This window comes from Tateyamaria rhodophyticola, assembly GCF_047777875.1.
In the GTDB taxonomy this organism is placed as follows: domain Bacteria; phylum Pseudomonadota; class Alphaproteobacteria; order Rhodobacterales; family Rhodobacteraceae; genus Tateyamaria.
In genome coordinates, this window is sequence record NZ_CP180518.1 from 50,578 (window position 1) to 77,487 (window position 26,910).

Below are 26,910 nucleotides of genomic sequence, written 5' to 3' on the forward strand. Positions count from 1 at the left end.
GGAACAGACAGATGACCACTGATCTTGCCAAGTTCGCCGCCGACAACGGCGTCAAGTATTTCATGATTTCCTTCACCGACCTGTTTGGCGGTCAACGGGCCAAGCTGGTGCCCGCCCAAGCCATCGCTGACATGCAAGAAGATGGCGCAGGGTTCGCGGGCTTTGCCACATGGCTCGACATGACGCCCGCGCATCCCGACATGCTGGCCGTGCCGGACCCGTCGTCGGTGATCCAATTGCCGTGGAAGCCCGAAGTGGCCTGGGTCGCAGGCAACTGCGTGATGGAGGACGAGGACGTCGCGCAAGCGCCTCGCAACGTGCTGCGCCGCCTGATCGACGAGGCCGCCGCCGAAGGTCTGCACGTCAAGACCGGGATCGAAGCTGAATACTTTCTTATGACACCGGACGGCAGCCAGATCAGCGACGAATATGATACGGCGGCCAAGCCCTGCTATGACCAGCAGGCCGTCATGCGCCGCTATGACGTGGTGCGCGAGATCTGCGATTACATGCTGGATCTGGGCTGGGGTCCGTACCAGAACGACCACGAAGACGCGAATGGTCAATTTGAGATGAACTGGGCGTTCGATGATGCGTTGCGCACCGCCGACAAGCATTCCTTCTTCAAGTTCATGACCAAATCGGTGGCCGAAAAGCACGGCTTCCGCGCCACCTTTATGCCCAAGCCGGTCGAGGGTCTGACCGGCAACGGCTGCCACGCCCACATCTCGGTCTGGGATGCCGCCGGGGCCGACGCGAAAACCAACGTCTTCGCGATGGAGCCCAACGACAGCAGCCAGACGGCCGAACTGGGCCTGTCGGAAAAGGGCCGCCACTTCCTGGGCGGGATCATGAAGCACGCCAGTGCTCTGGCCGCGATCACCAACCCCACGGTCAACAGCTACAAGCGCATCAACGCCCCCCGCACCATGTCGGGGGCCACCTGGGCACCGAATACGGTCACCTGGACCGGCAACAACCGCACCCACATGGTCCGCGTGCCCGGCCCCGGCCGGTTCGAGCTGCGCCTGCCCGACGGGGCGACGAACCCCTACCTGCTGCAGGCGGTGATCATCGCCGCGGGTCTCGACGGCATCCGCAGCAAGGCCGACCCGGGCAAACGCCACGACATCGACATGTATGCCGAAGGCCACAAGGTCCGCGGCGCGCCCAAACTGCCGCTCAACATGCTCGATGCCATCCGCGAATACGACAAGGACAAGAGCCTCAAGGCCGCAATGGGCCACGACTTCTCCGCCTCCTACATCAAGATGAAAACCCAGGAATGGAACGACTTCACCGCGCACTTCTCGCAGTGGGAGAAAGACAACACGCTCGACATCTGAGCATTGCCCGAACGGCAAGCGCGCAGGATCCATGCAAGGTCCTGCGCGCCGTGTTTTTGAGATCCGTGTTAGTGCAGCCAGCCTGTGCGCGCAGCGATCGTCGCATACCAGAACAGCGCCGCGCCCACCAACAGCGACAGGATCGTGCTGGGGGCCATTCCGACCATAGATACGGTCTGGATCACGGTCAGGACGATGGCCAGCAATGACACCAACAAGGCGATGGTCGCCAAGCGACGGCGCAAAAGCAGCAGAATGCACCCGAGCGCCCCGCCGAAGACGGCAAAGCCAAAGGCGAGCGTCGCCCAGAGTGGGCGGGCCGCGATGATGAGCTGGTAGAGCTCGGGCATCTGCGCCACGGCATCTGCGTTCATCTGGGTGATGAAGTTCAGACAGCCCATCAGATTCCACGCCAGACCCAAGCCCGCGATGATCCAGAAACTGAAATGTGGTTTGGGCACTGTCGCCTCCGCTCCGTCATGTGTGCCTGAAATCAACACGATACAACCGAAAAAGTCACGATGGCAATTTCACTGTTGTGCAAAATTGTTGACTTGCAGGGGTGATCGCAGTCGAATTGGGCAGGACAAAATTTCGACAGGGGAGTCGCATCATGCCCAAACGTATCGCCATCATCGGGGCCGGCCCGTCAGGCCTGGCACAGCTGCGCGCTTTCCAGTCGGCCAAGCAGAACGGCGAGGATATCCCGGAGATTGTCTGCTTTGAAAAGCAGTCGAACTGGGGTGGTTTGTGGAACTACACATGGCGCACGGGGGTGGACCAGTATGGCGAGCCGGTGCACGGGTCGATGTACCGGTATCTGTGGTCGAACGGGCCGAAAGAGGGCCTCGAATTTGCCGACTATTCCTTCGAGGAGCATTTCGGCAAGCAGATCGCATCCTATCCTCCTCGGGCCGTGCTGTTTGACTATATCCAGGGCCGTGTTGAGAAGGCAGGCGTGCGGGACTGGATCCGGTTCGAGACGGCGGTGCGCAGGGTGGAGTTCGAGGACGGCAAGTTCAGTGTGACGGTCAAGGACTTGCCCGCGGACAACGAATACACCGAAACCTTCGATCATGTGATCTGTGCGTCGGGCCACTTTTCGACCCCGAATGTGCCGGAGTTTCCGGGGTTCGAGAGCTTCAAGGGCCGGGTGCTGCACGCCCATGATTTCCGCGATGCGCTCGAATTCAAGGATCAGGATATTCTGATTGTCGGCACCAGTTACTCCGCCGAGGATATCGGGTCGCAATGCTGGAAGTATGGCGCGAAGTCGATCACCGTGTCACACCGCACGGCGGCCATGGGGTACGACTGGCCCGACAACTGGGCCGAGGTGCCTTTGCTGACCCATGTGGACGGCAAGACGGCGCATTTCAAGGACGGCACCAACCGCGACGTGGATGCGGTCATTCTGTGCACCGGATATCAGCACCACTTCCCCTTTATGGCCGAGGATCTGCGCCTGAAAACGGCAAACCGGCTGGCGACGGCGGACCTGTATAAGGGTGTCGCGTGGGTGCATAATCCGGCGCTGTTCTATCTGGGCATGCAGGATCAGTGGTTCACCTTCAACATGTTCGATGCGCAGGCCTGGTGGGTGCGTGATGCGATCATGGGCAAGATCGCGATGCCGTCGAAAGCCGAGATGGAGGCCGATGTGGTGGACCGTGTGGCGCGTGAGGATGCAGGCGAAGATGACTATGATGCGATTTGGTATCAGGGCGATTACATCAAGGAGTTGATCGCAGAGACGGACTATCCGTCCTTTGATGTCGAGGGGGCCTGCAAGGCGTTCAAGGAATGGAAGGGTCACAAGAAGCAGGGGATCATGACGTTCCGCGACAATGGGTACAAGTCCGTGATGACCGGGACGATGGCGCCCAAGCACCACACGCCGTGGGTGGATGCGCTGGATGACAGCCTTGAGGTGTATTTGCAGAATTAGGGTCTAGGGGCGACGCGCAGGAAGATGAAGGTCTGTTGCAGCGCGCCCTTGTCCTTGATCGAAATGCTCACCTGCGCGCTGTCCGTGTTGAATGTGCGTAGGTCATAGCTGTCGGGGTGGTTCACGCCCTGATCGCTGAGGCCATCGGTGTTCAGGCACTTGGTTGTGACGTCGAGCAAGTCAGTGAAGGTGTCGGTTGCGCCCTTGGCCCGGTAGTCGAAAGGCCAGCGGCAGTTAAGCGAACGTGCGCCGGTCAGATCCAGCGATGTGGTGCAGGTGCCTTGCGTGCCAAAGGGCAAGGCGATGTCGGTGGCGGTGCCATCGATGAGCACCGTCAGGTCCGCACAATACGTGTCCGCATGGGCAGTTGTGGCGCTGAGCGCGAGGATCAGGGCACGGATCATTGGGCCACCAGCTGTTCGCCTTCGACCAGTTCAAACGGTGTGGGTGGGGTTTTCTTGCTGACCCAGTAGAACGTGCCGTCCCATTCCATCACAAACCATCCTTCCCAATCCGCATCGCGGGGCCAGATGCTTTGGTATTCGTCTTTGCCTGCGTCGACGCGCCATTCGCCGCGGGCGGACCGTGCGCCTGTCTGGGCGTAGATCGTTGTACCATCGGGGTCAAAATATTGGCGGTAGTCGGCCCCGTCCCATTTGCCAATCGCGGTGTTCCCGGACAGGAGCGCGTCAATCTCGTGCGCTTTCAGTTTCACGGCCTGTGCGTGGGCGGGCAGGGCGAGCGTGAGCAGCCCGAGGAGGAAGACGCGGCGGATCATGAGCGGGGGCGCTCCTTTTTCGGGTCGTAATGGGCGAAGGGCACGATTTCAGCGGGCAGGCGTTTCTGGTGGCCGTCGAGTTTGCCAACCTCGACCTGCGTGCCGACATCCGCATGGGCCACGTCGATGCGAGCGAGGGCGATGTTTTTGTCCAAAAGGGGGGAGCGCATGGAGGACGTGACCTCGCCAATCTGGGCACGGCCGATATGGATGCAGTCGCCGTGGTCAACCTGCACATTGCTGTCGATGTCGAGGCCGACAAGCTTGCGGCTGGGGTGATCCTTGCGCCGGATCAACGCGTCGCGCCCGATGAAGTCGTCGGGTTTCGATTTGAGCGGGACGGTGAAGCCGATCCCGGCCTCGAACGGGTCAGTCTGGTCGGAGAAATCGTAGCCCGCAAAGATCAGCCCGGCCTCGATCCGTACCATGTCGAGCGCCTCTAGCCCCATGGGGCGCAGGCCGTGATCCTGGCCAGCCTCCCAGATCGCGTCGAAGATTTCGGGGGCGTGTTTGGGGTGGCACATGACCTCATAGCCCAGCTCGCCCGTGTAGCCGGTGCGTGAGATCACGAAGGGCGTGCCGCTTTCGTTCATCAGGCGGGCCGGGGTGAAGCGGAACCATCCAAGCTGGTCGAACTCGGGGTTGTGCGGCGCGGTCCAGACGATTTTGCGCAAGAGGTCGCGGCTTTCGGGTCCTTGCACGGCGACGTTGTGCAGCTGGTCGGTGGAAGACCTTACCAGCACCTTCAGCCCCAGTTTGTCGGCCTGTTCACGCAGCCAGTCGCCGCCACAATCATTCCCGCCGATCCAGCGGAAGTTGTCTTTGCCCAGCCGGAAGACGGTGCCGTCGTCGATCATGCCACCGTGTTCATAGCACATCGCGGTGTAGACGACCCCGCCCACGGCCAGCGTTTTCATATTGCGGGTGAAGACGTATTGGCAGAGCGCCTCGGCATCCGGTCCCGTGATCTCGAACTTGCGGAGGGGGGAGAGGTCCATGATCACCGCCTTTTGGCGGCAGGCCCAGTATTCCTCGATCGGGCCTGCTTCGGCAAAGCAGTTGGCAAGCCAGTAGCCGTTGTATTCGACAAAGTTGCGGGTGTGCTTGGCAAAGCTGTCATGGAAGGCGGTTTGTTTGGTCATTTTGGGGTCCGCATCGGGGGTCGGTCGGTAGGCGACGCTGCGTTGGAAGGTTTCGCGCCCGCTGTAGGTGCGCACGTGGATGTCGGTGGGGTTCCAGCCGTTGGCCGCCGTGGTATCGTCGGGACAGGCGGAGGAGACGCAGACGATATCCGTCAGCGCGCGCAGCAGGACGTAGTCGCCGGGGCGGGACCACGGCTCATCCGAGTACATGACGCCGTGTTCATCGAGATAGGTGTTGAAGAAGAAGTTGATCGCCATCCAGCCGGGGCGGCCCGTCACGTTGAACTCGGACAGCGCGGTGTTGAAGTTTTCCGAGCAGTTGATGTGACCAGGATAGCCGATGTCGTCGTAATACTTGGCCGAACAGGCGAGCGCGAAGGCGTCGTGACGCCCGCAGGTGTCTTGCACCACTTCGACCAGCGGCAGCATTTCCTGATCGTAGTATTTCGCGTGCAGGCCGGGCATGGGATAGGCGTGGCCCATCAGGGTGCGGGTGGTGGTGACGTCCAGCGCGTGTTCGATCCCCTTGTCGAGCTTGCGGGCCGAGAAGCATTCGAAATCGGTGCATTGGCGGCCATCGACGTCGATGATCTGGATATAGTCGCCCGCTTTGACAAAGAACGCTTCTGCTGTGGCGCTGTGCACGCGAATGTCGGCTTTCGGATCGGCCAGCGGGTCGGGCAGTTCGAATTTGAAGTGGCTTTTGATCATGGCGCGTTTGATCATCACAGTGAGCGGGGTGACGGTATCCTGTGCTTCGGCGTCCATCGCGCCGCCGGGGGCCGCGATGATCAGCGTGCCGTCGCGGGCGACGCGCATGTCTTCGGACGCCTTGGCCCGTGTGTCCGGATCGAACAGGCGCACGGCGCGGGCCGGGGCCAGATCAATGCGGCGGGCCTCAAGCCCCATGCGGAAGCCGCGCAGCGACTGATCGCTGCCTGCGAGCAGGGCGCGCAGACCATCGGCGGGCGCATCCGCCGGGCGGTCGAGCAGACTGTCCGCTACGTGCCCTTGTGCGTCGGCACATACAACTTCGCAGACTTGACCGCCCTCGTCATTGATAATGCTGACCTGATCGCCCGCCTCGACGGGGATCAAAATGGCCCCACCCCCTTGCACCACATAGCGTTCGGTGCCGGGCGGCAGCGAGAATTGAGCGGGCTGGATGATTTGACTGGGACGCGGCGGGCCGGGCTTTACCTTGGGGTAAGGATCGTCGAGCATGGTCGTCTCCCGGACTCCGCGTTTTGCACTAGCGGAATAAATGTTTAACTGTGAGAATAACGAGGTGGCAGCCATGCCGCAAGCAAAGGGGTACGCGGCGTGACAAAAACATATCTGGCTTGGAGGGGCGGACAATGGGTGCGCTGACGCTGGGCATGATCGCGGCGTTCTGCTGGGGCGTGCACGACACGCTCGTGCGCTACATCTCGCAACGGGTGGGCGTGTTCCAGTCGCTGTTTCCGGTGCTGGTGAGCGGTTGCGTCGCAACCGCAGCGCTGGCGCTGATCCTCGGCGCAGAGGGGCTGCCCTCCGATGCGACAGGCTATGCGGTCGCGTCTGGTGTGGTCTTTGGCCTGACGGGCGCCGCATTTTACAAGGCGCTTGCCATAGGGCCGGTGCGGCTGGTCGCGCCCATTGTCGCGAGCTTTCCGATCCTGTCGGTCGGCTGGGCGGTGATGAACGGGCAGGCGGTCACCGGGTTGCAATGGCTCGCCGTGGTGGTCGTTGTGGCAGGCTGCGGCTTTGTTGCGGCCACGTCCAAGGACGACACCGGCGCGGGGACGCAACCCGCGGCGATTGTCTGGTCCATGCTGGCGGCCATCGGGTTTGCGGTGTCATTTGCGTTGGGGCAACTTTCCGTCTCGGGCGGTGCCGAGATGACGGCCATCGCGGTGGCACGGGTGGCGGCGGTTGGCGTCGTTGCAGCCGTTGCCCTGCTTGCGCGCCAGTCCGTCATTCCGGAGCGATCCGCGCTGCCGATCCTGGTGATTATGGGTGTGCTGGATGCAACCGCCATCGGGGCCGTGATGTTTGCGGGCACCTTTGCATATCCTGCCTTTGCCTCCGTTGCGGCGTCAACTTTTGGCGTGCTGACCATCATTTTGGCGGCGGTGTTCCTGCGCGAGGCCGTGGCGCGCGTTCAGTGGATCGGAATCCTGATCGTCTTTGCGGCGATCGGCTATCTGGCGGTCTGACGCCCGTCATAGGTGAGCAACTGAGCGCTTTTGCGCGCGCGCATTTGGGACGGTGTGACGCCGTATTCCCCTTTGACCGCCTTGGCCATTGTCGTGCACGATCCGAAACCGCAAGCAATGGCGATATCGACCATCGGCAACAGCGACTCTTCGATCATCGTGCGGGCGCGTTTGACCCGGAGCCGTTTGTAAAACCGGGCGGGGGTATCGTTGAACGTGGTGCGAAACACCCGCTCAAGATGGCGGGTCGAGATACCGACACGCTCCGTAATTTCGTCCATGGACAGTGGTTCGTTCACCGTGTCCTCCATCAGGCGAATGACTTTCGTCAGACGGGCATCGAACATGCCTTCATTGTCTGCGATGCATCTGGGCTGTTCCGCGTGACTTTTGCGGAGCGTTTGCAGCAGCAGATGATTGCCCAGTTCGGCAACCTGTGGGCGTGTGAGGTGGGGTGCCACGAGGCCCGCAATCAATTCAAGCGTTGCCCCAGCACCCGCCGCCGTGATGATCCCATCCGAATTCTCGCTGAGATGTGTTGTGAGGTTCGGGTGATAGCCGGTTTCGATCAAGGTCGTGACATCGCGCCAGTGTGTCGTGACCCGACCGCTGGGTGCCTTCGTCGCCTGGATGTAGGCGGTTGCAGCGTCCGACAACAGCACCACCGTGCGCGCCTTGCGCTGCATCGCACGCGCACGCGCCAACCAAGTGCCGCCCGCAGCACCCTTGCCGCCGACCACAACCATCATGTCAGCCAATCGGTGATCACCAATGGCAGGCTCGGCCCGGACCAGCGCGCCCTGATCGCCAGCCACAAGGCCCGGCGTGTCCGTGCTGAAGCGCCAGGAAAAGAGATCACGCCCGAGGAGCATGTTCGCCGTCGCCAGGACGTGCGTGATTGATGTCAGCTCGAGGCCACTGAACCCCTTGGTCACATGGATTTCGATCTCACGCGACTGAACATGCGTGTCGATTGCAGCGGCAACATCAAAGCGGTAGTCGGGTTTGCCCATTTCAGTCCATCCATCCAGCTGCGACCTGGCGTTGATGGGCCACGATTGCGTTGCGCATCAGGATTGCCACAGTAACCGGCCCAACGCCGCCTGGCACAGGTGTGATCCAGCCTGCGATGGTCCCGACCGCATCGGTGTCGACGTCCCCCACGATTTTTGAACCGCCATCTGGTGCGTCAATCTGGTTGATGCCGATATCGATTACAGCAGCCCCCGGTTTGATCATGTCAGGGCCAAGAAAATGCGGGATGCCCACAGCAACGACAACCACGTCTGCGCGCCGCGAATGCATGGCGACCGACCGTGTCATGTGATGGCAGACCGTCACAGTGGCCCCTTCGGCCATCAGCATCATGGCGGCCGGCTTGCCCACGATTTCCGAATGTCCGATCATCACCACCTCAAGCCCCTTGAGGTCGAGGCCGGTCTCCTTGATCAATTCGACACTGGCGGCGGCGGTGCAGGGGGCCAGCGCCACGTCCGAGTAGACGATGTTGCCGATGGAGGCGGGGTTCATCCCTTCGACATCCTTGAGCGGGTGAATGGCCGATTGCAGCGACCGCAAGTTGATATGGTCGGGCACGGGACGTTGCAGGATGATGCCCAGCACCGCGGCATCGTCATTCATCGTTTGGATTTTTGCCTTGGCCTCGTCCTGAGAGATGTCGCCGGGCCAGAATTGCGTTTCAAAGGGCACGTTGGCGCGCGCCGCTCCGCGTTCCTGATTGCGGACATACACTGCAATTTCAGCAACGTCTCCGATGGAGACCGAAACGAGGCGACCGATCTGACCGTGTTGTTCGCTAAAGGCACGACACTCTGCGAGAATGCGCGCAGCGACGGCCCGGCCGTCGATTTGGTGATGGGTCTGAACGCTGTCTTTCACAATGACTCCGGTGGTACGCGCTGGATCTCAGCGCAAGCGTCTCAGAAATTTTCCCTATATGCAACTTTTTTCACTGGAGGTTGAGGCGTTGGATCAGTGCGACAGACCCTGTGATCTGTCCTTTGCTATGCTGCTCGGGTGTCTTGGGTTTTTGATCCACAACTTTTGAGCGCAGGATTGAGCTGAAACTGTTGAATAACTTGCAAACCTGATGACAGTACGCTTCTGCCAGATGCCATTGCGACGCCCAAGCTGAAATTCGAAGCCCGACTGCGCCTCCCAGAGGCACGAACACTGTCAAATGACGATTTTTGGTGCGTCCCTTCGGTTTTTGGCCGGGCCTTCAACAGGCAAATATCTTGACCCATTTTGCGCGACCAGAATTTTCGCAACATGGGCGGGAAGCGGCCATTCGCCGCAAACGCGAGGTTCTATTTGCAACGTCGCGAAAGCGGACATCTACCTAAGAAGTCTTTAATGCCACGGTGCCAAAAGGCTCGTTCCTTTGCTCAGCTGAAGATAGTCTTCGTAGCGCTCGGTTTCTGATCCGCCCATGTTGATTGCGAACTCTTCCCCGAAGAGCGCGAGGACGAAAATCAGCTCGCAGTCGCTCGTGTAGAGAAAATCAAACTCATGCAATATGTGATAGGGCGCTCTATCTGATCCAAAGCTCTGATGTTGGGGATACCTTCGCGAGTGTCGGCTTTCGTTCAGAAGTTTCATCTCAATTGAAAACTTACCCACGAAATGCCTTAGCTGGATGGTTATTGCATGCGACCACAGTGTTGAAGCTGACCTTTGGACTCGTTTCATGTGCCATGACTAAAAGGTAGCATCACACATTCGAGCCATGATGGATCGACAACTCAGCAAACCATTGGCCGCTCTTCTTGGGAACGCGGGTTTGGGTTTCATAGTCGACGAAGACGAGCCCGAACCGCATCCGGTAGCCCTCCGCCCATTCAAAATTGTCCATCAGCGACCAGGCGAAATAGCCTTTCAGAGGGATGCCTGCCTTGGCTGTGTCCGCCAATATGTTGAGATGCGCAGCGATATAGTCGAGGCGGTCCTGATCTTCGATGACGCCGTCTTTGTCCGGCTCGGTGTTGTAGCAGGCGCCGTTCTCGGTGATGTAGACCGGTGGCAGGTCGTAGCGGTCATAGACTGTGGTCAGCAGATCGGCGATACCCTGGGGTACAATCTCCCAGCCGATATCGGTGCGCAAGTTGCTGTCCGAGCTTGGCACAGAGGACAGGTTGAGGAAGGCGGAGGCCGCATCCTCATCTGCCTGAAACTGGCCCATCGCGCCCACGCCAGTCAGCCCGCCACGATCGGCTGCGGTGGAGGCGGCCTTGACGGTGGCAGGGAAGTAGTAGTTGAAGCCCCACCAATCCAGCGGCTGGTGGATGATCTCCAGATCGCCTTCCTGTACGCGGAGTTTGTTGCCTAGCGCGTCCCAGAGCTGCTCGGGGTATTCGCCCTTGAAGAGGGGATCGAAAAACACCCCGTTGTTGAACTGGAACGAGCGTTCGGCGGCGGCGTGGTCCGCCTCGCTGTCGCTGGCAGGATAGATGGATTGCGCGTTGAGCACGGTGCCCATTGCGATGTCGGCGCGTTCGGCGCGCGCGGCCTGAACGCCGAGCCCATGGGCGAGGTTGGTCACATGCACCGCGGCGAGGGCAGCGTCGATGTTGCGCTCTCCCGGGGCGTGTTTGCCGATCCAATGGCCCAGATAGGTCGAGCACCATGGCTCATTAAACGTGGCCAGTGCCTCCACCCGATCGCCCAAGCGGCGTACAACGGCGGTGGTGTAGTCTGCGAAAGCCTGCGCGGTGTCGCGGTCCGTCCAACCGCCGTAACCTGCGAGTGCCAGCGGTAAATCCCAATGATAGAGTGTGGGGAAGGCCTTGATGCCGCGCGCGGCCAAGCCATCCAAAAGGCGGTCATAGAAGCCAATGCCGGCCTCGTTCACTTGCCCGCGCCCATCGGGGATCACGCGGGGCCAGGCGATGGAAAAGCGATAGGCCTTAACGCCCATGGCTGCGATGAGGTCCAAATCTTCGTCCATGCGGTTGTAGTGGTCGCAGGCAATGTCGCCATTGTGTCCCTGATAGACCCGGCCCGGCATGTTCGAGAACGCGTCCCAGATGCTAGGGCCGCGGCCATCGGCGCGGGTCGCGCCTTCGATCTGGTAGGAGGCCGTCGCGACCCCCCAGACAAAATCCGTACTAAACCGATCCGCGATGGCTTTGGGATCATGCGCTTTGATATCGGACCAATGGGTCGCAACGGGCGAAAATTTGTTCATGATGATGGTCCTAAAGGCGCTGCTCGGTGACGGTGTCGAAAAGGTTGAGGGTCTTGACCCCAATTCCCACGGTGATCGTATCGCCCGCGGAAATCTTGGTTTGGCCGTCGAGCCGCACGCGGAAACGCTGATTATCCAGCGTGGTCCATACGAGGGTGTCCGCTCCCATGGGTTCGACAATGTCGGCAGTCAGTTCGACGCATGCAGCGCTTTGCGATTGGTCCGGCCCCACGATCAGATGTTCCGGCCGCAGACCAACCGTGACCTCCAAATCGTCTGGAGGCGCGCCTTGAAACGGATAGTCCGCGACATCGAAGGACAGACCCGCAAAAGAGAGCGTGGTGCCAGTCAGTGTGCCATTGAGGAAGTTCATTGCGGGCGCGCCGATGAATTCGGCCACGTAGCGATTGGCGGGCTCGTTATAGACCGCGTCTGGCGTACCGAGCTGCATGATCTTGCCGTCTTTCATGATCGCGATACGGTCGGCGAGCGTCATGGCTTCGACCTGATCGTGGGTGACGTAAATCATCGTGTTGCCAAGCTGTTGGTGCAGCAATTTGATCTCGACCCGCAGGTCGGCGCGCAGCTTGGCGTCGAGGTTGGACAGCGGCTCGTCAAAGAGGAAAACATCAACGTCCCGTACAAGCGCGCGGCCAATGGCGACCCTTTGACGTTGCCCACCTGACAGGGCGGCGGGGCGGCGTTTCAGAAGCGGCTCGATCTGCAGGATCTTGGCGGCGCGTGCAATGCGTTCCTTCACCTCGGCCTTGGGGACACCGGCGTTGCGCAGGCCGAAACCCAGATTTCCCTCAACCGTCATTTGCGGGTAAAGCGCATAGCTTTGGAACACCATCCCGATGCCACGCTCGGACGGCTCGGCCCAGGTGACGTTATGGCCATTGATAAAGATCTGACCATCGGTCAGGTCCAAAAGGCCCGCGATACAGCTGAGCAGCGTGGACTTGCCGCAGCCGGAGGATCCGAGAAGCACCAGAAACTCACCTGCGGCGATATCGAGATTGAGGCCTTTGAGCACATCGACCGCGCCAAAGCTGAGGTCGAGTCCCTTGATTGACACAGATGGTTGTGCCGCCGTCATGGCTGGCTGATCCGGGTTATGCAGTGCAATTTCATGTTTCATCCCTTTACGGCCCCCGCTGCGATCCCGCGCACGAAAAGTTTGCCTGATACGAAGTAGATTGTCAGAGGGACAATCCCGGTCAGCAACGTGGCGGCCATGTTGACGTTGTATTCTTTGACGCCTTGCACGGCGTTGACGATGTTGTTGAGTTGCACAGTCATGGGGTACTGATCAGGGCGGGTGTAGATCACGCCGAACAGGAAGTCGTTCCAGATGCCCGTCATCTGCAAGATCAGCGCGACCATGAAGATGGGTAGGGACATGGGCACCAGCACCCTAAGGAAGATGCCCCAGAACCCCGCGCCGTCGACGCGCGCGGCTTTGAAAAGCTCCTCGGGCAGGGACGTGAAGTAGTTGCGAAAAAGCAGGGTCAGGATCGGCATCCCGAAGACGGTATGCACCAAGACCAGACCCCAGAGCGAGCCGAACAATCCGATTTCCCGCAGCAGGATCACCAGCGGGTAGATCATCACTTGGTAGGGAATGAAGGCGCCAAAGATCAGGATGGTGAAGAACACCTCCGACCCTCTGAAGCGCCAGTTCGCAATCGCGTAGCCGGAGATTGACGCCACAGCGATCGAAAGGATCGTCGACGGCACCAGAATTTCGACGGAATTCCAAAAGCCCCGCGACAGCCCTTCGCAATTGAGGCCTGTGCAAGCGGTGAACGCGGCCTTGTGCCAGGCCTCAAATGTGATTTCCATCGGCGGGGAGAAGATATTGCCCATGCGGATTTCGGGCATGCCTTTGAGGGAGGTCACCACCATCACGTAAAGCGGCAAGGCGTAATAGGCGAGGATCACCGCGAGTGTGGACCACAGGATGATGTTCCCTTTGCTCAGCACCCGGCGCGGCTTTGCGCCTCTTGCTTCGGCGGGATAGGCAATGTCAGCCATGTTTCTTGCTCCCAAACTCGAGATAGGCCCAGGGGATCAGGATGACGGCAACCGACAACAACATCATGGTAGAGGCCGCGAAGCCCTGGCCGAGGTTCTGGTTACCGAACATCATGTCGATGACGTATTTCGCCGGAACCTCGCTGCTGACGCCCGGGCCGCCGTTTGTCTGGGCCTTCACCAAGTCATAGACCTTGATGATACCCGACGCGATCAGCACCAGCGCGGTCACGAAGACCGGGCGCATCATCGGAATGATGATGAAAACGTAAGTGCGCCATTTAGGGATGCCGTCGACGCGCGCAGCTTTCCAGATCTCTTCATCTATGCCGCGGAGCCCTGCCAGCATCACGACCATGATAAAGCCCGACCCTTGCCAGACGGCCGCGATCAATACGCCGTAGATGACGATGTCGGAGTTGAAGAGCGGATTGAACTCAAAGCTCTTCCAACCAAGGTCGCGCACCACCTGTTGGATGCCGAAATCGGGGTTCAACACCCATTGCCAGATCAGACCGGTGACAATGAACGACAGCGCGAACGGATAAAGGATGATGGTCCGAACGGTGTTTTCAAATCGGATCTTCTGATCAAGAAGAGCTGCCAGAGTAAAGCCGATCACCAAACTGAGGATCATCATGCAAAACCCGAAGATCAGAAGGTTCTCGACGGCGATTTGCCATTTGGATGTGTTCCAGAGCCGCTCGTACTGCTGCAAGCCGACCCATTTGTCGCTCGGCAACATGCGGGACTTGGTAAAGGAGTAGTATACCGTCCAGAGTGTGCAGCCGACGAAGACAAACAGCGCGGTCGCGATCATTGGAAGCGCCGCGATTTTCGCGGTCAGGTTCCGAAACAGGGCATTGGGCCGTTGGGTGTGCATGACGGGGTCTTCTGTTTTCCGGTGCCATGCCGACACAGTGCCGGCATGGCCGTGGACAAGTCCAATGGGAGTTTTAGTCAGCCTGCTCGATCAGTTGCGCCATGCGCTCCTGAGCGTCTGCGGTTGACAGCGACTTGTCGTTGAAGAACTCGATGAACAGATCGCGCATTTGCTGCTCTGTGTCTTGGGAGATTGCCTGTTCCGAGGAGGGCAGAACATTGCCTGACGCCAAAATCTCCAAACCTTTGCGCATGCAATCATTTGCGGTGCTCATGTCGATGTCACCACGCACAGGAAGGGAGCCCTTCTTCAAGTTGAACGCAACCTGCGCTTCCTGGCTGAACATGATCGAGGCCAGCTCTTTCTGGGCCGCGGTCACAGCCGGGTCATCATGTTTGGGAAAATAGAACGCGTCGCCACCGGTCTGGATGACCTCATTCATGCCCAAGCCTGGCAGGCAGGTGTAGTCCTCACCGGCGACCTTTTCGGCCACTGCAAATTCGCCCTGCGCCCAGTCGCCCATGATTTGGGCACCGGCCTCGCCGTTGATGATTTTGGCAGTGGCCAGGTTCCAATCGCCGACATTGCTGTTGGCGCTCAGATTGCGGGCTGTGTCAGCGGCCGCAAACACCTCTGCCATCGCATCGCCGCGCACCGCGTCCGCGTTCTTGTTGGCGTAGATGTCGACCCAAAGGTCGGTGCCGCCGATGGCGACGAGCAGCACGGAGAATGCCCCGCGGGCCTGCCAATCCTGCTGACCGACGACCAGAGGCACTTTGCCCGCAGCCTCAAGCGCGGGCGCGGAGGCCACGAATTCTTCCCAATTGGCTGGGATTGGTACGCCCGCATCGGCAAAGGCCTTGTTCGACATCCACATCCATTGCCAGGAGTGGATGTTGATCGGCACGCAGTACACCTTGCCTTCGTAGGTGCAGCTGTCGAGCAGTGAGACGGGGTTGATCGTGTCGCGCCAACCTTCGGCCTCGGCCACATCGGTCAGGTCCAGCATCAGGCCAGCTTCGACAAGCTCTTCTGCCTGGCGGCCGTGGTTGAATTGCGTCGCGTGCATCGGATCACCGCCGGTGATCCGGCTGATCATGACGGGGCGTGCGGTCGACCCGCCACCCGCAATCGCGCCGTCGACCCATTCGTTTTTCGACTGCTCTCCGAAAACATCGGCTAGCGCCTTCACGGCGGCGGCTTCACCGCCGGAGGTCCACCAATGCGTGACCTCCAGTTTCACCCCCTCTGCTGACGCGGCTGTCGCGCAGAGCATGGTTGATGCGGTCAGAAATGCTTTCAAACGCCTCATGTTGTCCTCCCAATCTAAAACGTTATAGATTTTTCTAAAACGATTTAGGTTTTATTTTCAAGCCCCCAGATCTATAAACGGTTACGTTGAGAGGCTGAGGTCTTCGACTTCTCCAATGGACGATTGAAAATGCTCGATAAAAAACTGCGCCCTACACTGAAATCTATCTCCGAATTGACGGGACTGGCGGTGCCAACAGTGTCGCGCGCCCTCGGAAATGCACCTGACATCAGCAAGGCGACCAGGCAACGGGTGCAGAAGGTCGCCGCAGAAATTGGCTATGTTCCGAATCGCGCCGGGGTGCGTTTGCGTACCGGGCGCAGCTATGTTGTGTCACTTGTTCTATCGACCGAGACTGACGTGATGAACCTCACCGCGAAGCTGATCAATTCAATCGCGGCAGGCTTGCGTGGCACGCGGTATAATCTGACCATCACGCCGGTTCTTCCAGACGAAGACCCGTTGGTGATCATCAAGAGCATTGTCCAAAATCAGGCAGCTGACGTGATCATTCTGAACCAGACACAGCCCGATGATCCCCGTATCGCCTATCTCAAATCCCAGAATTTTCCCTTCGTGACCCACGGACGCACTGGGGCGAATGACGGGCATGACTTTTATGATTTTGACAATCGGGTTTGCGCCGCTTTGGCGGTCGAACGTATGGCTGTACGTGGACGCAAGTCCCTGCTGCTTCTCGCGCCGCCTGCCAACCAGTTTTACGCGTCCGAGATGATCGCGGGTGCGACGGAGGCTGCGGCCCGTTTGAATGTCACGTTGTCTGTGATGCGACATGTCACGAGCGATTCCGCCTCTGATGAAATTGCGGCGGCGCTCAAGTCCCATCTTGCAGTGGCGGAGGGCCATGCCGATGGCATTATCTGCGGCTCTTCGACAAGCTGTATGGCTTGCGTCTCCGCAATCGAGGATCTGGGCCTAACTGTGGGCGCCGACATCGATCTTTTCTCCAAGGAAGCCGTCTCTTTCTTGAACCGTTTCCGCAAAGGCATTTTAACCCAATATGAAGATGTAAGCGAAGCCGGCGCTTTCCTTGCCAAAGCCGCGGTGCGTCGTGTGGAGCGGCCTGAAGAAGGTCCGATGCAAAAGCTGGATGTACCGAAAGCTCCGAATGGTGGCTATGCGGGCTGCGACCGCAGCATCTAGGAGGCAGGTCGGAGGGCAACTTTGGGCCGCCCGTGAAGGCGATCCGAAGATGCTGGATTTCGATAGCCTCGGCAATTGTTAGCGCTTCCTCCAACCCCACGCCGAGGTGTCTGACTGTTCCGTCCATCTTGGTGTGCCCAAGCAGAAGCTGAACGGCCCGCAAGTTGTCAGTCTTCTTGTAGATCTGCGTTACGTTCGTCCGCCTCATCGGATAGGGCCAAAAGCAGAGCCTGAGGCAAGGGACACATTGGAAATGGATTGAACTGTTGGCCAGAGTTTTGCGTCGAGGGCTCAAATGATGACCGGTTGAAGACAGGCGATCGGTTCGGTCGTTGGGCATCAAGCCAGACCGCTGTTCATCTTCGTGGTCAGGCGCGAAGCCAAATTGGGCACCCAAGATGCAAGCCGTAACCGAACACGCCAATCCAAGCGCGCCTGGAATGCTGTGAAACATCAGATAGCCAATGGTGGCGCCAAGTGTCGTGCCGATCGTCACCCCAAGCGCGCGCTTCTGTTTCATCGACCATTCCCCCGACATCCGTTGGGCAAGTCTGCATGCTTGGTGGCCGGGCTATGCATGGGCACAGATGCCCTGACCCGACCCAGGTTAAACCTGGATCGGTGGGCGTCGTGCGGATTTTGCTCAGGGCCGTGTTGCTCTTTGCTGCGGGGCACTCGTCGCGTCCGCGCGGTCATGCTCCTCAAAACCCTGCTGCGGTTGTGGCAAGCGACTGGTTTCGCGCGTCGACCCTCTGCTGAACCGCGGCGCAGGCTTGTATATTGCCTTGCAGACATGCTTGGTCCAATCGCTCGCTTGCCGCAATCTCAGCAGGTGAATCACATGCACTCAGCGCGAGGGCGGCGAGTATCAGGTATCGTTTCATTGTCGTTCCTTTTTCGACTGTCTTGTCTCACCGACGACGCGGATCAGGGCAGCCAAAGGTGGTGATGCACGCAGTGAAATCACGCACATCACCCCCGTTTCGCTCTGGAGGTTGGTCACGGGTCATCTGAAGTCGGCGCCCCTGATCCGTCGTCGGTGGGTCAGATGTCGTTCCGTCAGGCTCCAATGTCGTCCAACCCGACAGGCTGGGACATGTTTTTTCGGAAATAGGACGGGGTTTGGCCGGTTATGCGCTTGAACGCATTGTAAAAAGAGGACCGCGCGTTAAAGCCCACTTCGTAGGTAATTGCCAAGATCGATTGGTTGGTCGTCGTGAGCAGTTTCTGAGCCTCAGCCACGCGGTAGCCATTCACGAAATCGAAAAAGCTCTCTCCAATCTCTTCGTTCAGGGTTTGCGAGACATAGTTTGGTGATGCACCGATATGCCGGGCCAGGGCCCAAAGGGAGAGGTTCGGATCCCTGTGAAGGTGGTCAACTTCCATTGCGGCGCGGAGTTTGCGACCAAGGCGATGTGACGCTTCGGCGCTCAGTGCCGATTTTTCATATTTGCCCGCGGATTGAGGTTTGGGTGGCTCAGGCGGGTGCGGATCGTCCTCGTCCGGGACCAATGGCGGACGCTGCCGCAACCCCCAAAGCACGGTTGAGGCCACAAGCGCCAGACCCGCAGTGTTGGCAAACGTTGTAGAGCCAAGCGGGACCGCGCCGTCTGGCATGCTGATCACCGTGACAAGCAGAACAATGTGCGCAAGCCAAAACAGTCCGACAAGCCCGCAAATCACAAAGATCCAGCGCAGCTCGTGCTGTTCAGTGCTGGCATAGACGTCGCGCAGTCTCAGGCGAAACTTCATCAATCGCCGCCAGATCAGGAACAGGTAAATGAGTATCTGGGGAAAGACGGCGAGCTGGAATAACCCAAAGGCAAGCACAGTGAACATGCTCCATGCCGTGTCTGTTTTTGGTTCCTCTGCACCCAACATGTTTCGGATGTCGGGCGGTGACAGCATCATCGCAACCGCCAGGATGATGGTAAGGCCGGGCAACACAAAATGGCGGCCATGGCGCTGCGATTGCTCGTCGGGCGCGGATGTCAGTCTGGAGACGTATACCCAAAAGAGGGGTGCCAGAAAAAATGAACTTGGCCATGTGATCACATCGACGGACGCGGCAAGCGGTCCCGGCACTGCCTCGATCAACCGCCCAAAGGCATCGGGAGCATTGTTGATGGCAACAGCTGCGAGAAAGGCAGCAAAGCTGCTTTTCACCGCGGAGGCTTTCGACTGCATCATGCAGAACACGGCGCCAAATGCCGCTATTGCAAGCGTGCCGGTGGCGGCCAGTTCGGTGATGATGTCTTCCATATTGTACACTCCCCCAAACTGCATGAAGACACCAGACTGCATCAGACGCCAAAGCGGCGCGAAATCGGCTCCAGAGGGTCAGTCAGCCAGAAGTTGCCGCGCATAGTGCGCGATCGCGCCATTGCGGTTTGTCACGGCTGCGCGGACACGTCCGGTGCCGAGTTCGGCCGCCACAATAGAATCGTAACCAAGGTTGCGCCCTTCATGTGAAATCGTCCCACCAGAAGAGATAAACACCCCCAGACCCGCGCCCTGGCTGACCGGCGTCACCATGCGTTCCGCCAAAACCGTGGGGATAATGGCATGCCGGGCACCCGCCAGCGCTTGCAGAACCGCGTGAAAGAGGTTCGCGAGGTCCGAGGCTGTCGCCCAAAGACCAGCCGCAGCGCTTTCGGGATGCCTCATAAAACCTCCGTCCAGCGCCTGACCGTTTTCATGAGATCCATGCGCATAAGGTCGGGCCGGAGTGATGGCAAAGGTCGCATGAGAAGCGCCGACGGGTCTGAGCACTTCGTTCGTGGCGTAGGTTGCAAAGTCCGTGCCCGTCACCTGTTCTATCAGGGATTGGAGGACCATCGTGCCGCCCCCGCTGTATTTGAACCGCCCGAATATCCTGCGTTGAGCCCGGACCGGGTCAGAGTTCGCGGGCCCGCGCCCGGCGAGAATATCGTCGACAGTTGGGAGGTCTTCACCCGGTCCATACCCTGCGAACCCGTGCACAGTCGTACCCGCGGTATGCGACATCAGCTCTGCAATCGTCGCGACGCCGCCTCTGGGCCCGGGCAATTGCCACCTGTCCAGGTAGTGATTGACCGGCACATCCAGATCGACCCGCCCGTCCCGGACCAAGGTCAAAACCGCAAGGGCTGTTGCCGTCTTGGAGCAGGAAGCCACCTGAAACAGCGTCTGGTCATCAACTCTGTTTTGACTGTTGGCCATGCCCATGTGACGCGCTGCCAAAAGCCCGCCATTAATCGCAGCAAACTGATAGCCGTTGCGGTTCGTTTCTATAGTTCCGCCCACTGCCAAACGCGGCAAAGGTGTCATGATCGCTGCCAGTCCGGCAGTATTGAATTTCCGTCGGTTCATGGTCTCAGCTGTCCTCAAGCCCAGTTTTTGTGGTTGTACTGACTTTGGACTCAACGGCTCAAAAGTCGCCTCGACCTATAGGAATGGACAAGATCCGCATCAGAAACCTGGTTTTTTCTGCTGTGCGCTCAACAAGTTTCCGGGAACGGCCGCAAAGTGGGCTGCGACTGCAGCATGTAGATCGATCAGGGACCGATAGCTTTAGGCCGAATGACCCCGGGACTGAATGTTTGCAAAGTCTGCCAATGGCTACGAAGCGCATCACTTTGAAAAATGGTGGGTGACGCGCGTGCGGGGGGAGGAAAATCACGTGCGACGAACCGCCGCCGTGGGTATTCTTCTTCAGCAGAGCTCTATCTCTCTCAATCATGAGAAAAGGTTTCATCCGCTCCACGCGACTGCATAAATGTGTGTTGATTGGTATGTGTTGCGCGCTTGTTTGTGCGACGACTGCCAGCGCGCATGTGAACTGGTTTGTTGAAAACGGCGCAGAGCCGCTTGCGAATTACCGTGTGACCGATCCCGCATTTATCCTCTGGGCGGGCATCGCCGCAGCCTTGGTTGGTGTGTCGATCTGGCTCGATGGCAAGCTGCCGGATTTGGAGGTGGCGGGTACCAAAACACGCCACGATTTCATGGAAATTCTGCGCGTGTTCACCGGTATGAGCTTCCTTCTGACCGCCTACGAGGGTGCCTTGGTCGCTCCTCACAAGGAGGTGGCAGGATCATTTGGCACGGCCTTGTTGTTCCTTCAGGCTGGCATCGGGATCATGCTGATCGCTAACCGATGGATCCTCTGGGCTGGCGGTCTGATCCTTGTCCTGCACACCGGCGTGGCCATCAACTTTGGCATTATGGCGGCCCTTGAGTATGCGATTTTCATCGGCATTGCCTTCTTCCTGATATTCAATGCCATCAAGGATCCGAAACTGAGTGCGCGGTTCAAACCTTATTCCGTGGATGTTTTGCGTATCTGGACCGGCATCTCGCTTGTCGCCCTTGCGGTTGGCGAAAAACTTGCACCCTCCGCGCTTGGTCAGGTTTTTATCGCTCAGTATCAGTGGAACTTCATGCAGGCGCTCGGCATTGGCTTTTTTGACGACCGGATGTTTGTTCTCGCGGCAGGCATGGTTGAGGCTGCCATTGGTATGGTCTTGATCCTCGGGACCACGGTCAGACTGGCCGTCCTTGCCCTTTCGGTGATGATGGCGTTGTCCAACATCGTCTTCATTCTTCAGGGCAACAACGAAGCGGCGCTGGTCGAATTTATCGGCCATATGCCCATCATCGGTGTCGCTCTCGTTTTGCTGCTGCTGGGATATGGTCAGCGATTGAAAGTAACCCGGATGCCGCCGCCGCATCAGGAACGAAATGCGAGCCCCGGCGTTTTCAGTGAGTGACGACGCACAACACCATGTTTCTAGTTCACCAGACAAGGAGACTGCCAAAATGACCGATAGAAAAGACGCCTCTCGAACCGACCTGTCGAGGCTGGATCGCCCGAGCGCCTCGATCCCGAGCGTAGACCACCCATGGGAAGACACCCGTGACCGGGCAGCACGAGACAGCCTTGCGCGCAGAGATTTGTCGCAGCATCGCGTCTACCACAGCCTTTACGAGGACATGCTCAATTGACAGCGCCAATTCTCATCATGGGCGCGACCTCGGGCATCGGGGCTGCTGCAATGGCGGAGGCGACCTCGCGGGGACTGCCGGTGCGCGCTTTTGCGCGTGGTGCCGATGATCTGGCGGCAAGCGATCTTGTCGAACCCTTTCGCGGAGATGCCCTTGACCGAGACAGCGTCGCCTCGGCCTTGGATGGAGTTCGAGCGGTCATCTATGCGCTTGGCATCAAAGAACGCCTCGCGATGTTGTGGGAAGTTGAGACGCTGTTTTCAGAAAGCACCCGGACCCTCATTCCGGAGATGGAAAAAGCGGGGGTGTCTCGGCTTGTGGCAGTGACAGGGTTTGGTGCGGGCCGGTCAAAAACCGCAATGAGCCGCCTTGAACGGCTTGGCCACCGTGCCGTTTTGGGGCGGCCTTATGATGACAAGGACCGCCAGGAAGAACTGATCATGGGCAGCACCCTCGACTGGACAATCGCGCGCCCCGTCATTCTGACAAAAGGTGCACGGTCTGATCCACGGATCCTGCGTGAGCCCGATACTTGGCGCAACGGATTGATCTCGCGCGCCTCGGTTGCGGTTTATCTTGTCGATGCTGTCGAAAACGACCTCGACATTCAGTCAGACGTTGTACTTGCGCGGTGATCCATGACTGTTGGCGACGACACCAGCGATGATCTCCGCGACAGGCTTGTGCGCGAATACATGCACCTCACGCGCGAGACCTTGCCCGATATGGCCGGTCGATTAGAGACAGATTGGCCGGTCGTCAACGATCACTGTTTTCAGCGTATCGTCCTCGACACAATCAGCGGCGGTGTATGGTACGATCACATCCAACGTCCGGCCTACAAAAACCTCACCTTCCAGCAAGCCAAAGACGCTGTCGCGCTCTGCCATGCCATTTCTTCAGGTTCCGCAGATCTTTACGCGCTCAACCTCCAGTCTCTGAGATGGCGGGGCAAGGCACGCTGATGGCAATGCAAACGCACAGTGAACGCATTCTCGCCCTTATCCAGGGCGTTCTTGATCCTGCGCCAGGGAAAGGTCGCATTGCGCTTGCCCTGGTGTTCGGCGTGACCGTGCATCTGGTCTTTGCCGCCGGCGTTTTGGCTATGATCGTCGCGATGTACTTCGGAATGAGCAAAAGCTTTGGGCAGGTCGCATGGCCTTACGCTGCCCTCGTGAACGGCCTGCTGATCCTTCAATTTCCTATCGCTCATTCATTCCTGCTGACAGGGCGCGGCATGCAGGTTTTGTCCCGCCTCGTTCCTGGCCCGCATGGGGGCACTCTGGGTACAACGACTTATGCGATCATCGCCTCTGGGCAGCTTTTTGTCCTTTTCACGTTCTGGACACCAAGCGGGATCATCTGGTGGCAGGCCGAGGGCTGGGGGCTCACATTGATGGCATCCCTATACGGCCTCTCCTGGTTGCTTCTGATCAAAGCAAGCTGGGACGCCGGAGCGGAGGTCCAGGCGGGCGCGCTCGGCTGGATGACCCTGATGAAAAATGCCAAGCCGCGTTTTCCCGATATGCCAACGACAGGACTGTTCCGGATTATCCGCCAGCCGATTTACGTTGCCTTTGCTCTTACCTTATGGACAGTGCCCGTCTGGACGCCGGATCAGCTTACCTTGGCGATTGCCTTTTCCGCCTATTGCCTGATCGCGCCGAAACTCAAGGAACGCCGGTTTGAAAAAAGGTACGGAGACCGTTTCCGTGACTATAAAAAGCACGTTCCGTACGCCGTGCCCGCCCTCACAAGGACCTCATCCAATGGCAAAACCTGAACGCAATGACCTTGGGATCTATGACGATGTGGCGGCGGACTGGTGGTCGGATGAAATCCGTTGGGTGCGCACACTGAAGAACCTGGTGCCCGGGCGGTTGAAATGGTTTGACCGGCATATCGACTGGCAAGAAAAGACCGTGCTCGACGTCGGCTGCGCGGGAGGGTTCATGGCTGAAGCGTTGGCTGAAAAAGGCGCTAACGTAACTGGCATTGACCCCGCAGTCCAGGCGATAGAAGCCGCCCGCGCGCATGCTGCAGCGTCCGGGTTGGACATCCGGTACGATGTGGGTGTCGGAGAGGCGCTCCCCTACGAAGACGCAGCCTTTGATGCGGTCGTCTGCGTTGACGTTCTTGAACATGTCAGCGACCTCGCAAAGGTTGTTTCGGAGATTGACCGCGTCCTCAAGCCGAATGGCACATTCCTTTACGACACGATCAATCGGAACCCGCTGGCCCGCTTCGCAACCATTACCGTGGCCGAAGATATCTTGAAGCTGCTTCCCAAAGGCACACACGATCCAGCCTTGTTCATACGGCCGGGTGAGCTGGAGGATATCATGAAGGACGTTGGTCTGTCTGTTGGCCCGACCTGCGGTCTTGGCCCTCGGTGGATCAACCGAAAAGGGGACTTTGTATTTGGTCCACTTCCGTCACGCGCAATCATTTACATGGGCGTGGCCTCAAAGCCGGAGTGAAGGTTCGCATCAAAAAGGCTGAAACGCTCAGCATTTATTCTTGTCGTATTGACGCAGCTTTGCAGCAAATGCCGAGGTCCGCTTTTCAGTGGAACAAATGGTGCATCAGGTTGAAACAGGTCCATTCGCTCCATTGCCTATGGATGACCGAGGCTCCGTTGGGTCGCTGGCACAGAAGACCGCTAGCAGTCCTAAGGCAAGCGAGTAGCGTTTTCCCATGCCAACCCCTCCAGAAAGTCAGGCGTTTAAGGTAGCTGGATTAATCAAAGTGCCAAATTGCATTTTCGTCACTTAGTAGTGAGATTCCGCTATATGCTCGATATTATATGCTGTTTTGAAAGCTTGAGCTGTTCAGACACTTTGGAGCAAAACCTTGGCGCACACGCAGCGTACGACGGAAAAGTCCCGCGATTGGTGAGTTTACTCAGCTCCGGATTTCGCACGCGCAGCGAATGTCGGGAAAGCGGGCTGCGACTGCGGCACCGCCGGCTTAGGTTGAACGGCGGGAATGGGCCGTCTATGATGGTTGTTCCGGCGGCACGATACGAATATGCTGCGCCGCCTCCGAAGTCGGCATTGAGCCCTTTGTGACGGATGCTGCAGCACGTGCGAAGGTCCGCTTCGGTAAAACAGTGCTTGATCTCAAACTAGGTTGAGGGCACGCAAAGATACGTGGTCTTTTTATCAAATCGCCGATCACAAGTTCACAAGCCTCGATGAACTGCTTCCCTGGCGTTGTGACGCTCAAGTAGCGAAACAGGTGATCTCTACACTCAACAGGGTTGGTTCAAAGGACAGGCACATCGAAAGCTACAAAATGCCGTTTCTGATCGACCCGCGAAAATACACGGACAACGATATCTCTTGGGAAGACGTTTGGCCGAAAGACAAGCAGACGAACGCATATGTGAGCCTTGGCAAAAGGAACGGGCAAACAACCGCGCTTGAAGGGCCAATTCCATATCGCTTTGGTGGTGGCAAATTGCTGAGTGCAGATACGCTGCCTGACGTTTTGCCTGGGCGGTGGAGCAGAAATATGTTCGTGAGTGAACGGGTTAAGCAGGCTATCTGCGCGCTTGACCGTGTGAGCCACAATTTCATCCCGCTTGAGTTGGACGTAAAAGGCACAATACTCAAGGACACGCATTTTCTATTTACGACCGGGGACCTTACTGACGCGATCATCGCGGAAAAGTCTGACGTCCTACCAAACTATGTTGAATCAACGGGAAAACTTGGATTCTATTCTACGCCATCCAAGCCACAAATTGTTTGGAAACAAACGGAAATTGAGGGACGCGCGATTTGGGTTGATCGATATCTTTCATCTCAGTTCTTTATTTCAGGTGACCTCTTGCAGATGTTGAAGGATTTAGGTGCGGGTCGCTTCCAAGCCATCCCTTCGTTTGCAGAGTAAGGTAACGCGCACCGCATAGCCACGTTAGGTCGGGTGGCTGACGCCTGTGCCTAAGGGTCCAAGTAGGGCAACTTGATAAGATACGCGAACAAAACAGAGCTAGCTTGAACATCAGCTGTTGGCTGGCAACCACAAATCACAGACTTCGTTAAACCAACTTCGCGGTCGATTGCGGACATTCAAAATTAATTTACGTAAGGCAGCTCTGTCCGCAGACTCCCAGTTGGTTGTCGGCTCGATTTTGCATCCGCAGCGAACGGCAGGTTTGACGGGCTGCACCGCGGCATCTTATGCCCCAAACGGAAGGCGGCTTTGGGCCGTCAGGTATCAAGTCGCTGCAGGTAGGTTTCCTGCTCTTCGTACTCTATTTGTGTCCACTCATCGGCGTCTTGAAACGATGGATAAGCAGTATTTCGCTTCGGCCCAATCGATCGAATGAGTAACGCTTCAAGATCACCGATCGTCGTGTTGGTGTCGTCCGTCAAGTCTTCTAGAGGCTTATCTAGTTCCAAAATACCGGTTTTCGGACTTGGCCTGCCGATAGGATGAAAACCGAACCACGAGAAACGATCCCACGTATCAGCCAAATGATCGTCCAAGTGGTCTTTAAGGCGTTTTCCAAGTCCCTGTGCTCTTGTCAGACCGACGTAAGACGGCCCGTACTCATCGTAAAGTATGTAAATTCCTTGCTGAAATCGGAAGTCAGCAATCTTGATGGTGCCCCGATTAGCGCCTTTCCTGCCCAAGAGGCGAAAACTATTTCGATGCCCTTGTCCAGGGTTCCAGTCTATTTCGCTTTGCCTCCAAAACAACCCAAAGCTCGTGACTTTCATGGAGGTGACTCTCTCTTGCAGCACAAATCATTTAGTTGAAAATTACCAGCAAGTCAGAACATGTGTCAAAAGCGGTGTCTGCTTTGGTGAAGCTGCAATGCAGCAACGGTTATCAACGCAGACGGCAGCTCTGGGCCGTCCTCGGCACCATGGTTCGAGACCTGAGGTGGGATGCTGCG

The 26,910-nt window shown here is 58.2% G+C and carries 25 protein-coding genes and 1 pseudogene; 11 read left to right on the forward strand and 15 right to left on the reverse strand.

Features of this window, described 5'->3' with window-relative positions; translation table 11 throughout:
- Positions 1-11: 11 nt before the first annotated feature.
- Entirely contained in the window at positions 12-1,346 is a 1,335-nt protein-coding gene (gene glnT, locus ACERHN_RS00240) for a type III glutamate--ammonia ligase (RefSeq protein ID WP_415918981.1), read from the forward strand.
- 68 nt (positions 1,347-1,414) lie between these two features.
- On the opposite strand, the gene ACERHN_RS00245 is transcribed toward glnT, so the two are convergent.
- Complete coding sequence (locus tag ACERHN_RS00245; RefSeq protein WP_415918982.1) at positions 1,415-1,807, reverse strand: hypothetical protein; 393 nt, start codon at positions 1,805-1,807, stop codon at positions 1,415-1,417.
- 152 nt (positions 1,808-1,959) lie between these two features.
- Between ACERHN_RS00245 and ACERHN_RS00250 the strand changes: the two genes are divergently transcribed.
- Positions 1,960-3,294, forward strand: coding sequence for an NAD(P)-binding domain-containing protein (locus tag ACERHN_RS00250; RefSeq protein ID WP_415918983.1), 1,335 nt, complete (start codon positions 1,960-1,962; stop codon positions 3,292-3,294).
- Here ACERHN_RS00250 and ACERHN_RS00255 read toward each other — a convergent pair.
- Genes ACERHN_RS00255 through ACERHN_RS00265 form a run of 3 tightly spaced genes read right to left on the reverse strand, consistent with a single transcriptional unit; the run spans position 3,291 to position 6,438 of the window.
- On the reverse strand, positions 3,291-3,698 hold the full coding sequence (locus ACERHN_RS00255; RefSeq protein WP_415918984.1) for a hypothetical protein: 408 nt from the start codon (positions 3,696-3,698) through the stop codon (positions 3,291-3,293). The genes ACERHN_RS00250 and ACERHN_RS00255 overlap by 4 nt on opposite strands.
- Positions 3,695-4,072 carry a hypothetical protein gene (locus ACERHN_RS00260; protein WP_415918985.1) on the reverse strand — a complete coding sequence of 126 codons (378 nt, stop codon included), beginning with the start codon at positions 4,070-4,072 and terminating at the stop codon, positions 3,695-3,697. The genes ACERHN_RS00255 and ACERHN_RS00260 overlap by 4 nt, the downstream gene beginning before the upstream one ends.
- On the reverse strand, positions 4,069-6,438 hold the full coding sequence (locus tag ACERHN_RS00265; protein ID WP_415918986.1) for a DUF1989 domain-containing protein: 2,370 nt from the start codon (positions 6,436-6,438) through the stop codon (positions 4,069-4,071). The genes ACERHN_RS00260 and ACERHN_RS00265 overlap by 4 nt, the downstream gene beginning before the upstream one ends.
- A 134-nt stretch (positions 6,439-6,572) precedes the next feature.
- Here ACERHN_RS00265 and ACERHN_RS00270 point away from each other — a divergent pair, with 134 nt between their 5' ends.
- Positions 6,573-7,412 carry an EamA family transporter gene (locus ACERHN_RS00270; RefSeq protein WP_415918987.1) on the forward strand — a complete coding sequence of 280 codons (840 nt, stop codon included), beginning with the start codon at positions 6,573-6,575 and terminating at the stop codon, positions 7,410-7,412.
- On the opposite strand, the gene ACERHN_RS00275 is transcribed toward ACERHN_RS00270, so the two are convergent.
- The 7 genes from ACERHN_RS00275 to ACERHN_RS00305 all read right to left on the reverse strand — a co-directional run bounded on the left by ACERHN_RS00275 (position 7,397) and on the right by ACERHN_RS00305 (position 15,851).
- Complete coding sequence (locus ACERHN_RS00275; protein ID WP_415918988.1) at positions 7,397-8,425, reverse strand: GlxA family transcriptional regulator; 1,029 nt, start codon at positions 8,423-8,425, stop codon at positions 7,397-7,399. The two genes, ACERHN_RS00270 and ACERHN_RS00275, sit on opposite strands and share 16 nt — an antisense overlap.
- Before the next feature lies 1 nt (position 8,426).
- Positions 8,427-9,311, reverse strand: coding sequence for a bifunctional 5,10-methylenetetrahydrofolate dehydrogenase/5,10-methenyltetrahydrofolate cyclohydrolase (locus ACERHN_RS00280; RefSeq protein WP_415918989.1), 885 nt, complete (start codon positions 9,309-9,311; stop codon positions 8,427-8,429).
- Positions 9,312-10,146: 835 nt separating this feature from the next.
- Positions 10,147-11,619: a beta-glucosidase gene (locus tag ACERHN_RS00285; RefSeq protein WP_415918990.1), complete on the reverse strand. Its 1,473-nt coding sequence runs from the start codon at positions 11,617-11,619 to the stop codon at positions 10,147-10,149.
- A 10-nt stretch (positions 11,620-11,629) separates the two neighbouring features.
- The gene (locus ACERHN_RS00290) at positions 11,630-12,760 is read right to left on the reverse strand and encodes an ABC transporter ATP-binding protein (protein ID WP_415918991.1); all 1,131 of its coding nucleotides are present in this window, start codon (positions 12,758-12,760) and stop codon (positions 11,630-11,632) included.
- The gene (locus ACERHN_RS00295; protein WP_415918992.1) at positions 12,757-13,656 is read right to left on the reverse strand and encodes a carbohydrate ABC transporter permease; all 900 of its coding nucleotides are present in this window, start codon (positions 13,654-13,656) and stop codon (positions 12,757-12,759) included. Before ACERHN_RS00295 ends, ACERHN_RS00290 begins: the two co-directional genes overlap by 4 nt.
- Positions 13,649-14,539, reverse strand: a complete 891-nt coding sequence (locus ACERHN_RS00300; protein WP_415919067.1) for a carbohydrate ABC transporter permease — start codon at positions 14,537-14,539, stop codon at positions 13,649-13,651. The genes ACERHN_RS00295 and ACERHN_RS00300 overlap by 8 nt, the downstream gene beginning before the upstream one ends.
- A 73-nt stretch (positions 14,540-14,612) precedes the next feature.
- Entirely contained in the window at positions 14,613-15,851 is a 1,239-nt protein-coding gene (locus ACERHN_RS00305) for an ABC transporter substrate-binding protein (protein ID WP_415918993.1), read from the reverse strand.
- A gap of 129 nt (positions 15,852-15,980) precedes the next feature.
- Between ACERHN_RS00305 and ACERHN_RS00310 the strand changes: the two genes are divergently transcribed.
- Positions 15,981-17,015, forward strand: coding sequence for a LacI family transcriptional regulator (locus ACERHN_RS00310; RefSeq protein WP_415918994.1), 1,035 nt, complete (start codon positions 15,981-15,983; stop codon positions 17,013-17,015).
- A 55-nt stretch (positions 17,016-17,070) separates the two neighbouring features.
- On the opposite strand, the pseudogene ACERHN_RS00315 reads toward ACERHN_RS00310, so the two are convergent.
- The 3 genes and pseudogenes from ACERHN_RS00315 to ACERHN_RS00325 form a co-directional block, all read right to left on the reverse strand.
- A pseudogene (locus ACERHN_RS00315) lies at positions 17,071-17,229 on the reverse strand (integrase); the annotation flags it as partial.
- An 845-nt stretch (positions 17,230-18,074) separates the two neighbouring features.
- Entirely contained in the window at positions 18,075-19,277 is a 1,203-nt protein-coding gene (locus tag ACERHN_RS00320) for a helix-turn-helix domain-containing protein (RefSeq protein WP_415918995.1), read from the reverse strand.
- A gap of 78 nt (positions 19,278-19,355) precedes the next feature.
- A complete protein-coding gene (locus ACERHN_RS00325; RefSeq protein WP_415918996.1) occupies positions 19,356-20,366 on the reverse strand; it encodes a serine hydrolase domain-containing protein in 1,011 nt (336 codons plus the stop codon).
- Between the two features lie 368 nt (positions 20,367-20,734).
- On the opposite strand from ACERHN_RS00325, the gene ACERHN_RS00330 reads away from it, so the two are divergent.
- The 7 genes from ACERHN_RS00330 (at position 20,735) to ACERHN_RS00360 (ending at position 25,898) form a co-directional block, all read left to right on the forward strand.
- Positions 20,735-21,766 (forward strand): hypothetical protein, encoded by a 1,032-nt coding sequence (locus ACERHN_RS00330; RefSeq protein WP_415918997.1) that lies wholly within the window; start codon positions 20,735-20,737, stop codon positions 21,764-21,766.
- 49 nt (positions 21,767-21,815) lie between these two features.
- Positions 21,816-22,001, forward strand: coding sequence for a hypothetical protein (locus ACERHN_RS00335; RefSeq protein ID WP_415918998.1), 186 nt, complete (start codon positions 21,816-21,818; stop codon positions 21,999-22,001).
- Positions 21,998-22,636, forward strand: coding sequence for an NAD(P)-dependent oxidoreductase (locus ACERHN_RS00340; protein WP_415918999.1), 639 nt, complete (start codon positions 21,998-22,000; stop codon positions 22,634-22,636). The genes ACERHN_RS00335 and ACERHN_RS00340 overlap by 4 nt, the downstream gene beginning before the upstream one ends.
- A gap of 3 nt (positions 22,637-22,639) precedes the next feature.
- Complete coding sequence (locus ACERHN_RS00345) at positions 22,640-22,966, forward strand: hypothetical protein (RefSeq protein WP_415919000.1); 327 nt, start codon at positions 22,640-22,642, stop codon at positions 22,964-22,966.
- Positions 22,966-23,784, forward strand: coding sequence for a methyltransferase family protein (locus tag ACERHN_RS00350; RefSeq protein WP_415919001.1), 819 nt, complete (start codon positions 22,966-22,968; stop codon positions 23,782-23,784). The genes ACERHN_RS00345 and ACERHN_RS00350 overlap by 1 nt, the downstream gene beginning before the upstream one ends.
- A complete protein-coding gene (ubiG, locus tag ACERHN_RS00355; RefSeq protein WP_415919002.1) occupies positions 23,771-24,481 on the forward strand; it encodes a bifunctional 2-polyprenyl-6-hydroxyphenol methylase/3-demethylubiquinol 3-O-methyltransferase UbiG in 711 nt (236 codons plus the stop codon). The genes ACERHN_RS00350 and ubiG overlap by 14 nt, the downstream gene beginning before the upstream one ends.
- Before the next feature lie 817 nt (positions 24,482-25,298).
- A complete protein-coding gene (locus ACERHN_RS00360; protein ID WP_415919003.1) occupies positions 25,299-25,898 on the forward strand; it encodes an imm11 family protein in 600 nt (199 codons plus the stop codon).
- 320 nt (positions 25,899-26,218) lie between these two features.
- Here ACERHN_RS00360 and ACERHN_RS00365 read toward each other — a convergent pair whose 3' ends face one another.
- Positions 26,219-26,731, reverse strand: a complete 513-nt coding sequence (locus ACERHN_RS00365) for a GIY-YIG nuclease family protein (protein ID WP_415919004.1) — start codon at positions 26,729-26,731, stop codon at positions 26,219-26,221.
- Positions 26,732-26,910 lie beyond the last annotated feature (179 nt).